This window comes from Okeania sp. SIO2F4 (assembly GCF_010672385.1).
Taxonomy (GTDB): Bacteria; Cyanobacteriota; Cyanobacteriia; order Cyanobacteriales; family Microcoleaceae; genus Trichodesmium.
Genome location: NZ_JAAHGT010000242.1, coordinates 1 through 11,289 on the forward strand (window position 1 = coordinate 1; position 11,289 = coordinate 11,289).

8 protein-coding genes and 1 pseudogene are annotated in these 11,289 nt (G+C 37.9%); 4 read left to right on the forward strand and 5 right to left on the reverse strand.

Going from position 1 to position 11,289, the window contains the following annotated elements:
• Positions 1-124: 124 nt before the first annotated feature.
• Positions 125-1,268: pseudogene (locus F6K22_RS16670) on the reverse strand (IS1380 family transposase); the annotation flags it as partial.
• Positions 1,269-1,551: 283 nt separating this feature from the next.
• Here F6K22_RS16670 and F6K22_RS16675 point away from each other — a divergent pair.
• The 3 genes from F6K22_RS16675 to F6K22_RS16685 all read left to right on the forward strand — a co-directional run bounded on the left by F6K22_RS16675 (position 1,552) and on the right by F6K22_RS16685 (position 3,617).
• Positions 1,552-2,058, forward strand: coding sequence for an aldo/keto reductase (locus F6K22_RS16675; RefSeq protein WP_293099915.1), 507 nt, complete (start codon positions 1,552-1,554; stop codon positions 2,056-2,058).
• A 438-nt stretch (positions 2,059-2,496) separates the two neighbouring features.
• On the forward strand, positions 2,497-2,658 hold the full coding sequence (locus F6K22_RS16680; protein WP_293099918.1) for a DUF2256 domain-containing protein: 162 nt from the start codon (positions 2,497-2,499) through the stop codon (positions 2,656-2,658).
• Positions 2,659-2,693: 35 nt separating this feature from the next.
• A complete protein-coding gene (locus F6K22_RS16685) occupies positions 2,694-3,617 on the forward strand; it encodes an isoaspartyl peptidase/L-asparaginase (RefSeq protein ID WP_293099921.1) in 924 nt (307 codons plus the stop codon).
• 222 nt (positions 3,618-3,839) lie between these two features.
• Here the strand turns inward: F6K22_RS16685 and F6K22_RS16690 are convergent, their stop codons facing one another.
• From F6K22_RS16690 to F6K22_RS16705, 4 genes are all read right to left on the reverse strand, one after another.
• Complete coding sequence (locus F6K22_RS16690) at positions 3,840-4,664, reverse strand: RusA family crossover junction endodeoxyribonuclease (RefSeq protein ID WP_293099924.1); 825 nt, start codon at positions 4,662-4,664, stop codon at positions 3,840-3,842.
• Between the two features lie 416 nt (positions 4,665-5,080).
• The gene (rppB, locus tag F6K22_RS16695; RefSeq protein WP_293099926.1) at positions 5,081-6,472 is read right to left on the reverse strand and encodes a two-component system sensor histidine kinase RppB; all 1,392 of its coding nucleotides are present in this window, start codon (positions 6,470-6,472) and stop codon (positions 5,081-5,083) included.
• Positions 6,473-6,737: 265 nt separating this feature from the next.
• On the reverse strand, positions 6,738-7,436 hold the full coding sequence (gene rppA / locus F6K22_RS16700) for a two-component system response regulator RppA (RefSeq protein ID WP_293099929.1): 699 nt from the start codon (positions 7,434-7,436) through the stop codon (positions 6,738-6,740).
• A 348-nt stretch (positions 7,437-7,784) separates the two neighbouring features.
• Positions 7,785-9,713 (reverse strand): heavy metal translocating P-type ATPase, encoded by a 1,929-nt coding sequence (locus F6K22_RS16705; protein WP_293099932.1) that lies wholly within the window; start codon positions 9,711-9,713, stop codon positions 7,785-7,787.
• Between the two features lie 364 nt (positions 9,714-10,077).
• Here F6K22_RS16705 and F6K22_RS16710 point away from each other — a divergent pair, with 364 nt between their 5' ends.
• A complete protein-coding gene (locus F6K22_RS16710) occupies positions 10,078-10,713 on the forward strand; it encodes a permuted SH3 domain-containing protein (protein ID WP_293099935.1) in 636 nt (211 codons plus the stop codon).
• The last annotated feature ends 576 nt before the right edge of the window (positions 10,714-11,289 follow it).

An 11,289-nucleotide genomic window follows, 5' to 3' on the forward strand; every position in this document is an offset into this window, starting at 1 on the left:
CTTGAATTAATGGCTAAAATCTTGAGGCGATCGCTACATTTTTTTTAAGCGTTGGCGGAGCAAGTGCGGCAGCTATATCGCTATATATAGCGCATGCGCTATATATAGTGTCTTTGCGTAAGTCCTGTGTATAAAGTTTAGATGGAGGAATTTTTGCAGCAGGTATTGATGTGACAACGTGGCGAATTTTCAAACCTTCACTACCATAACAAACTTTGGTGACAACTCTTCTTTGACGACTCCATGATTTCTCAGTTTGATAAGATAAAGAGCGAAACATTCGTTGAATTGGGAATTAATTTTCTGACTATTTCTAGGTCTTCATTCTTCAGAAAAAGACTCTCCATTAATTCAATAACAGGCTCAAGTTTTTGTTCATAACTATTTTTCGCTTTTGTTATTAATTCTGTTGCTCGTAACTTTAATTGAGGATTAGTGCTCAGAGCTATCACATAATTAACGCCCTCTTGTTGTTCACAGAATTTGAATATTTCTTCACGGGCATAGGCACTATCACCTCGAACTAATATCTGAGTATCAACCCATTTTTCTTTAATTAATTTAATCACTCTTTGTAATTCATCCAATGCACCTTCTGCTGGGTCTACATTAGAGGAACGAAGTTTAGCTCCCTCAAAATGATGGCCACAAAATATATACAAAGGAGCATAGCAAACTCCTTTATAATAAGTATTGAAAAAGGCTCCCTCTTGATTTCCATGGACTTGATCGTCGGTCACATCCATGTCTAAAATAATTTGTCTCGGAGGTTTTTTATAAGACTGTAAAAATATCTCAACAAAAAGTTTTTCAAATTTTTGTGGGTCATGTTCAATCCGATGATAACGACTTTTTTCTGGGTTGAGAATAGTTTCGGGGCAATATTCTAGTCGATTAATTGTACTTTTTCCAGCCAAACTCTCTTGGTTTGATTTAATGAAATTATGTTTTTCTAAGGCTATAGCTAAGGCTAGGTCATGACGTAATTTGTCGTGGTCATTAACATCTTCATACCCTAAGATAAGTCCATAAATTCTTTGAGCAACTAATTGATGAACTGAATAATCTACATAAGATAAATTTCTATAGTCTTGAAAACAAAGTGCCAACCTCTCGGTAATTTTTAGCTTTTTGTCTAACTCAGCCATGAAGACAATTCCGGCATCATCAGTAATTATCCCTCCAGAGAAATTAGCTATAACTTCTTTTCCTTTAAGTCTACCCAAATTGAATTTTTGACTTATTTTCTGACTAGAACTTGGATTCATAAACTGAGTACAATTTAGCATTTTTTTTGACTTTATTATAGCAACTTTTGTGATTTTATTCAACTCTTGATTGAGGAACAAATTAATTCATTATTCTTGAAAAAAATCGCGGTTAATTTATACTTTTCCCCCCGTCTAATCAATTGGGTTCTAAAGTCTAGAAAGAACAACACACTGTCGTTTTCTCTAATTGGCGTTGGCGGAGGGAGCAAGTGCGGCAGCTATATCGCTGTGTTCAAACCATTTTCCTGTAAGTCTTCTGGGGTTTGAGACCGCATTATTTGTGAGAAATGCGGGTATAGATTTACTTCTGTTACACGCACCCGGAACAGAGCCACTATCCGCTTGGGAAGTAATGCTGGAAATAAGAGAATGGGAAGAGATAGGTGACGTTGGTGTCAGCAATTTCAATATTCAGCATTTGCAACTGCTCAAGAATTCTCCTCCCAAATGGAATCAAATTCAAATTTCCCCATTTGTACAACGAAGAGAACTTGTTAATTATTGTCAACGTCAGGGAATAAAAATTGTAGCCCATTCTCCCCTAGTTAAGGGGCAAAAGTTAGACACTCCTAGGTTAATTACTATGGCAAATAAATGTGAATGTACGCCAGCTCAACTTCTGTTAGCTTGGTCTGTTAATAAAGGATTTGTTACTATTCCACGCAGCTCGAAACGAGAGCATTTGCAAGCCAACTTAGAAGCCAAAGAAATTATACTACCGACAGAAATCATTCAACAACTTAACAGTTTTGAGGAAGGTTATGCAACACATCCACAGCATTACTAATCGTTGTATCACATAGTCAGATAAAATCCGGTTGAATACCTATTGTATAGTTGGCAGAGATGGGGAGATGGGGGGATGAGGGGATGGGGGGATTGAAGTAATTATAGAATTATAAACATATACTATATAACTGGATTCTATATCAGTCATAATTCCCAAAATTATCAATTCCAGCTTAACCTTTTGAGAATTGTTATAATAGGCTTCTAAAAATCATATTTTTGGTAGTCCTGTAGATGTAGTGATTTAGAATGGAGTAAGGGAATAGGGAACACAGAAGGTGGGAACAGAAAAGCCCCTAAATGCTATATTTCAAAAGAATAATATTCGCTCTCTAATTAACCTTATTATCCGGGTATCACTACTTGTACACCACTACCAAATTTTTTATTTTTATGAACTATAATAACGAAGAAATATCAAGCTAAAGATTATATCATGGCAAAAACTAAATCTGATTTACCAACAAAAATATGTCCTGTATGTAACCGCCCTTTTAGCTGGCGAAAAAAATGGGCAGACTGTTGGGATGAAGTCAAATATTGTTCTGAAAGATGTCGGCGACACAGGTCAAAAATTGACAAACAAACCAAGGCATAATAGCCTTATAATTAGTAGTCTAATCACAAAAAAAAATGCAGCCAAAACTTATTATTCACGGTGGTGCTGGTAGTTCCCTCAACGAAAAAGGAGGATTAGAAGTTGTTCGGAAATCTCTCCATCGAATAGTAGATGAATTATATAATTTGCTTCTAAGTGACACTACTGCGGTAGATGCAGTCGTGCGTGGTTGCCAACTATTAGAAGATGACCCTATATTTAATGCTGGTACCGGCTCTGTACTACAATCTGATGGCCAGATTCGGATGAGTGCTTCCTTGATGGATGGTATTAATCATCGGTTTAGTGGGACGATCAATGTCTCCCGGATTAAACATCCTATTGATTTGGCCAAAGCGCTGCAAGAATCACCCGATCGCGTATTATCAGATATTGGGGCGGCTGAATTTGTACGGGAACTACAAATGCCAGTTTACAACCCCTTGACAGATAAACGATTAAATGAATGGCTTGAAGACCGCAAACAAGATTTTACCAGAAAAATGGCAAACGTGGTTGCAGAATCTCCAGGCACCGGCACTATAGGTGTGGTAGTCTTAGATAAAGAAGGTAGATTAGCTGCGGGCACATCTACTGGGGGTAAAGGTTTTGAAAAAATTGGTAGAGTGAGTGACTCGGCGATGCCTGCTGGAAATTATGCTACTGGCAGTGCTGGAGTTAGTTGTACTGGTATTGGAGAAGATATTATTGATGAGTGTTTGGCTGCAAAAATTGTGATTCGAGTAACGGATGGTTTTTCCATCAAAGCAGCTTTTGAACGTTCATTTGCAGAAGCGCACGAACATAAAAGGGATTTGGGAGCGATCGGTATTGATGCTAGTGGTATTATTAGCTGGGGAAAAACTTGCGATGTAATTTTAGCTGCTTTTCACGATGGGCAAAAAATTGGCGATAGTTTGGAAGCTGACAAAGGAACATTAGTTTTTACTGCTGAATAATACTAGTATAGCTTTAAGCATTCCGCAGGAAATGCTTACCGAACTCTTAAGGTATAAAGCCTCTCCATTCATGGAGAAAAAAGCGGTCGGAAAGCGGAGCATTCCGAAGGATGGGATGGCGAGGTCTCCTAGCCATATCCAATCTCCCCTTGAGAAGAAAAAAAATTCCTTGAGCGCCAATCCTATCCGTTATAAGAAGAGGTAATTATTAATTATTAATTGTTAATTATTAATTATTGAAGACAGTATTTCAATTTCAATCCAAACACCTGTTTTCTTAGTATCAGGAATATATTCAATAGTCAGCTTAGGAATACAACTCAGGCGATCGTCCTGAAGCACACCTGCACCATTCAATGTTAAAGCATCAAGACAAGCTCCTGCTAAATTATCTAAATCAGAATTAGTCCGATGTTTCCCACAAAAACTAATGGAAATAGCTGCTTTTTGAATTGGTAAATTTACCTCTAAATTAAGTTCAGAAACTTGACGGTAAATTTCTACTTCTGCCTGATTTCTCCAGGTACGATATCGAGGTGGTAAATAAGTACCATTAGTAGTAACTCGTGGACGTGCTTTAGGAACTACTTTCCCTGGAATATACAAACGAATTATTGTAGATTTTTCAGATTTTTCAGATTCGGGGGAAGAAGTCGTAAAATCTTCAGCATTATCCAACGGTGGAATAATTTTGTTAAGTTCTGTCTCCAGATTTTCTAGCAAATTATCTTTTAATTCAGAAGGAACAAATTGCATTTGGGATATATTCTCCATAGCAGATAGATTAATTTTTCTGTAAGCATCTAATTGTGTCCGGAAACTAGGCCAACTTTTAGCTATTTGTAGATAAGTTTCCGCGCAGCTTTCAGAAAAATGGCAATTATTTTTGATCCAAGATTGCCATTCAGTAGGATAAAATAAAGCCTTAGTTTCTAGTAATAATTGACCTAAAGAATAAGCATAAGCCATAGAATTTTTCGGGTCAAGTTGGCATTTTTGATGTTTAAAATTTATATCTTTTATTAAGTCTTGCCAGTTAAGGAACATTTGATAGTAGGTATTAGGGAATAGGTGAATAAATTTACTATAGAATGAGATAATATATTTAAGTACAATTTTCAGCAAGTATCAACATTTATAACATCAACAGGCGAAGTTTTTGATAGTGCTAAATATACCCAAAAAGTTAGAATCATTACTATCACAATTGCAATACCTAAACAGGAATAAAACCAAGTTTTCACTCTAAACAGATAATCATAGATTTATATCGTAGGTTTCTAAGAACGGTTAAAAGAAGATAAACTTTAGAGATAAATGGAACCGGGAACGCCATTTTATCTTGGTATTAGGAATTTGAAGCTGTTCGCTTTGTCTGGTTTTTCAACAGATGTTGGCAATTAATGAAAAGCCAGAACATTAATCTAGTTGCAATTAATCCAGGCTGAAAAAGTTCGGTGTTGCTAGTCCGAGGCTTTCTTATTACTGGCCACTACAGGTAGATGAATCGTGAATAAACTGCCTGTACCTACTTGACTTTTGACAGTAATATCTCCTTGATGATTCTGGGAGATTGCCCTGGCAATGGCCAAACCTAGTCCAGTTCCTCCCGTTTTCCGATCGCGATGGCTGTCAACGCGGTAGAAGCGCTCGAAAATACGAGCTTGTTCTGAGGGGGGAATGCCAATTCCTGTATCTTTGACAGTAATGAATGCGGTACGGTCGCAAGCTGTTAAACTAACCACGACTTGACCATCATTAGGTGTATAATGAATCGCATTGGTAATTAAGTTTGATACCAAACGATACAACTGAGGTTCATTTCCCAAAACATAAATTTCGTCATCAGGAATTTGACTGATTAGGTCAATTTTAGCAAAGGTTGTCAGTTCTAAAAATTCCTCAGTCAAATCGCCGATTAAATCGTTTAAACAACAGGGTTGAAAGAGCTGAGGCGATGATGAATTATGTTCAAGGCTGGTCAAAAATAGTAAGTCTGCAATTAAATTGCTCAAGCGTCGTCCTTGTCGTTCTACTGTTTGGAGCATGGTCTTGATATCTTGAGGATTCGATTGTGGTATTCGTAAAATTGCTTCCACAGTAGCTAAGAGACTAGCAAGTGGTGAACGCAATTCGTGGGCAGCATTAGCAGTGAACTCTTTTTGTTGCTGGTAAGACTCGTAAATAGGCTGCATCGCTAATCCTGAAAGCCACCAACTAGAAATACCTACCCCACTTAAAGCAATGGGAAACCAAAACGCTAAAATCCATTGGAACTGCTTGACTTCTACATCGAAGGATTCTAAGGTTCGCCCAATTTGTAAGTAACCCCAGGAGGAGGCAGGATTACTGTTATTGACTTCTTGATGTGCAGCAGCACTGTGTAGAATAATCGTGAATTGACGGTAGCGAATACCATTGGTACTCCGAAGTGTTTGCCAAGAAACAGAGCGCCAAGTTTGAGTTAGTTTTGTGGGTTGATTAGGGGAAAATGCCAGCAGATTTCCTCCGTCATCAAATAGACGAATGTAGTAGGTGTTGCGATCGCTAATTCCAATAGTATGTCGTTGGATTAATGTGGGATTGGTATTACAGGTTTGCCCGACTACACACAATTCTGGAAAAATTTGCTGTAAAACTAGAGTGGGAGCTTCTGAAATCGGTAACATGGGTTCAAGACTATCATGTAGTGTTCCAGCAATAGACTCAATTTCTTGTTCCAAGGCTTCCCATTTTGCTTTAACCAAGGTTCGATACATACCAAACCCAGATATGCTTAAGATCGCGCCCATGACCAGAGCATACCAGAGTGCTAAACGGAAACGACTGTTGCGAAACAGTTGATGGCTGTTCATTGTGTTTTTTCTCTAGATAGGGCTTGCTGATTCAATCTAAAATCATTGAAATATAAAGGTTTTAGCTTTTTTTGTCGTCATAAATACCTGGTTCTGAGCTGCTTGAGGCTCAAAAAGTTAGAATTTTGGGTTACATAAGGCAGAAAAATCAAGGGATAATTCTGACCTCTAAATTCCCAATTCCTCCTGACTCCTGACTCCTGACTTCCCCTCCACCGGAGGGGTTAGAGGTGGGTTGACTCCTACCCTCACCCATAAGACTTTTTCAGCAAACCCTAGATGTATTGAACCGATAACCCTGACCTCGGATGGTTTCAATGGGGCAGTCACAGCCATAACTTGCTAACTTACGACGTAATAACCGCATTTGGGCAGCGACGACATTACTCATTGGTTCTGCTGCCAAATCCCAGAGTTGACGGCGAATCTTACTCCCAGAAATGATGCAATTGGGATGCTGCATCAGGTAGGCAAAAATCTGAAATTCCTTGACGGTTAAAGGAATCGTTTGAGAGGATGGAGCTAAACTGATAACCAGAGCATTGTTAGCGTAATCTAGGGTAAATTTGCCAACCGTAAGGTTCTGGGGTTGAAATTGTGGCGATCGCCTCTGAAGTGCCCGCAACCTTGCTAGGAGTTCTGCCATCACAAATGGTTTCACTAAGTAATCATCTGCACCCGCATCCAGCCCGGTGACGCGATTTTCTGGTCTATCCAGGGCAGTAAGCATCAGAACTGGCAAAGGATTTTTGTGCAATCTGAGCCGTTTGCATAGTTCTAATCCCGATAGCTTCGGTAAGAGCCAATCAATGATTGCCACACTATAGTCTGTCCATTGGTTGTCTAGATAATACCATGCTTGAAGACCATCGGATACCCAATCAACTACATACTTTTCACTGACCAAGACTTGCTTAATTGCTAGTCCTAAATCTTCTTCATCTTCTACTAGCAGAATCCTCATTTTGCTTAACTTATAGACAATAGCAAATATCAAAAATTTTACTACATTTACTTGAGTGTATAATACTTGAGTTTAAACTGTTTAAATAGGGCTTGCTGATTAAATTTCAAAGTTTTTACAGATAAAGGTTTTAGCCTTTTTAAGTATCAAAAAGTGCGAGGTTTTAGACGACTCAGGTTCAAAATCTTAGGATTTTGGTCAAGAATTTGGCAGAAAAATCAAGGGATGATTCTTTCTACTATCTCCTCTATAATTCCCGTTTATCCTGTCTCCTAGCCCTAGCCAAAGACTTTATTCAGCAAACCCTAAATAGATAGGAATTTCTCGTGTTTCAGCCGAGAGAAAATGTCACTTTAGCAAACGTAAACCACTTAATGTTACTAAAACTGTAGACCCCTCATGGCCAAGTACGCCGAGAGGCATATTAATATTTCCAGTAAAGTTAGCGACCAATAATAGGAAAATAAATCCAATAGCAAAAGTAATATTTTGCCTAATAATACGGTTGGCGCGACGACCTAAACTTATAGCTTCAACTAATTTTTCTAAGCGGTCTGCCATTAACACTATATCTGCTGATTCTAAGGCAACATCACTACCCGCACCTCCCATAGCAATACCAACTGTAGCCAGAGAAATAGCCGGAGCATCATTAATACCATCTCCCACCATTGCTACATTTTTGTTTTCTTGTTGAAGTCGCTTAATTACTGTTAATTTATCTTCGGGTAATAACTCTGAATAGACTATGTTTATGCCAAGATGTTGAGCAACAGTATCAGCAGTTTGTTTGTTATCTCCTGTCAGCATAACTATAGATTCAATACCTAGAGATTTGAGCTGATTTATCATTTTTTTAGCTTCTAAACGCACCGTATCTGCAACAGATATAATGCCAATAATTTCTCGCTCTTTTGCAACCCAGATTACCGTTTTTCCTTGTTTTTGCAGCCGGTTACTTTCAGCTAATAACTGAGAATTGAAGCCAGCATTTATTTCTGACCTAATTAAATTTTCTTTGCCCACTAAAATAATTTGACTATCTACAACTCCCGTAATTCCTGCGCCAGTTTCGGCAGCGACATTAGTTGCCGATCGCCATTGAATATTTTTTCTAATTGCTGTTTGGACAATAGCTTCTCCTATGGGATGTTCGGAACAAGATTCTAGGGAAGCAGCTAATTCTAAAACTTCTCTTTCTGACTTATCTTTAGCAGGAATAATATCAACAACTTGGAGTTTTCCAGTAGTCAAAGTTCCAGTCTTATCAAAGGCGATCGCTTTTATTTCTCCAATCATTTCTAATTGAGCGCCATTTTTAAATAAAATTCCCTGACGCGCTCCTGTAGCAATACCTGATAATAAAGTAGGCATTATTGATGCCATTAAAGCACAAGGAGAAGCTACTACTAAAAAAATTAGAGCGCGATAAATTGTCGTTTCCCAACTCCAACCTAACAAAAATGGCGGTAAAATTCCCAACAATATTCCAGAGATAACGATAATTTTGGCGTAGGTCTTTTCAAACTTTTCAATAAATCTCTGAGAAGGTGGAGTTTCTGTTTGAGCTTGTTCCACTAAACGAATTACGCGCTGAATCAAACTACTTTCTGGAGACTTATTTACTTCTAATCTTAATACACCATTCCCATTTAATGTACCTGCAAAAACTTCATCGCCTACAGTTTTATCAACTGGTAAAGACTCTCCTGTAATTGGAGCTTGATTGACGGTACTATTCCCTTCAAAAACAATACTATCTGTTGGAATAAGTTCTCCTGGTTTTACTAATACTAAATCTCCGATTTTTAACTCATTAATAGGAACTTGTTTTTCTTGATTATTAATGATGAGTCTGGCAGTATCGGGAGTAATAGCCATTAACTTGCGAATGTTACGTTCTGTTCGCTCCATTGCAAAAGTTTCTAGAGCGCCACTAATAGCAAAAATTAAAATTAGCACTGCTCCATCAATTATTAAGTGATATTCTCGCTGCCATAAACCTAAACCAGCAGCTCCCAAAGCAGCAACAATCATCAACAAATCAACATCTAATTCTTTTTCTGACCAGAGAGTAGTTAAACCTTCTTTAGCACTTTCATAACCACCAATGACATAAGCTGCTGCTAGAATAAATAGTGCTAAACCAATCGAATTTAGTTGTAAAAAAAACCAACTTAAAATAACCAGTAAAGCACAGGTAGCTGCTGCAAATGCTTCTGGATAAGACTGAACAAATTGGAAGTATTTAGGTAGAGAAAAATTTTTTTGAGTCATGGGAGTTATATCAAATCTTGGGGTACTTACACTTTGGAGAAAGGAAGGCAGAAGGCAGAAGGCAGGAGGAAATAAAAAACTAACAAGGGATAATTTTTTTATCGCTGATTATCTGGACATGATATTAATAATGTCTTTAATTCTTATCCAGAAATTCTCAATTACTCCCCCCTGTTCCCTATTCCCTCTTTTCTGGAGATATCTATTAGACTTAAATATTAATTATACCTAAGTGTAAATTAAAATCCCTAAAAATTTTACATCAAAAAATACTTACTGAATTTCATCTAAATTTCATCTACCTTGTGACAAACTATTAAACAATTCTGTTTAATCTTTATTTTTGTTAATGTGAGGAGTTATTATGAAAAATTTTTCACTCATTAGTATTCTAACACTAAGTTTAACCCTTGGTGTCCCTAGTGTGGTATTATCCCATGTTGGACATGGTGATGAGTTCCAAGCAACGGGTGGGATCGATCGAGTAAAGGTGAATCCCGAAACCGATTCTTTGTTAGGTATTGTGGTGACACCCATCGCCCCAGTCGAAAATAGTCCCGCTGTTATGATACCCGTTACAGCATTAGTAGATGCAGACGGGAAACAGCTTGTTTTTGTAAAATATGAAAATTTTTATGAACCAGTTGAAGTGGAAACTGGAGCAACTGAAGGTGAAATGCTAGAAATTACCCAAGGGTTATCTATTGGGGAACAGCTTGTCACCCAGGGTAGTCTCTCCCTTTATGCGGAATCACGCAAAACCAAAACTGCTGATACAGCAGCAACTCCAGAAGCGATCGCGTCTCCTCAAACCAATGAAACTGAAGCTCAAGCTCAAGTAGATGAGAATGTAGTGCAAAAGTCTGAAGAGCTTTCTGCGGAAACAACTCAAGAATCTAGTGGGATTCCAATAATGGCAATTTTAGCAGCAGTCGGCGGGGGAGCTGCCGTATTAGTAGGAGCCGCTGTGATGGGAAATCGTACTAAAAGCACTGATTAACGCTTGTAGTTTATAACAATAGGACTTACGCATGAACGCTATTGGTAGTGGACTGTTTCATCTTAAATAGTGCATGATTATTTGTCATTGCGAACGATAGTGAAGCAATCTCTAGTAAACTTCCTATTGCATCATTTTAGTTGAAACAGTCTAGTAGGGTGTGTTAGCGGAGCGTAACGCACCAAGACTCTATATGTATTAGACATCTCCAAAAATCACAAATAAAATCAATTACCGTACATAAATCATCAATTATTCTTCCCTATTCCCTATTCCTTATTCCCTATTCCCTCTTTTCTGGAGATGTCTATTGCCTTTGCGTAAGTCCTGAACAATTTTCATCATTATGGTAGGGGAAAATGCCATTTGCCCTCTACAGATAGCCTATTATTTCATAATTTGTGTAAGTTCTGCTTAATTGCAAAATCTAAATATAGCCTCGAAGCAAAAGTTAGGATATTTATAGCACTATAATCGGTGTGTTACGCTAGCGCTAACACACCCTACTAATGGCGTTTATGCGTAAATCCTGTAAATATTGAAACCCTTTGATAGTTCCCTGTTCCCTATTCCCTA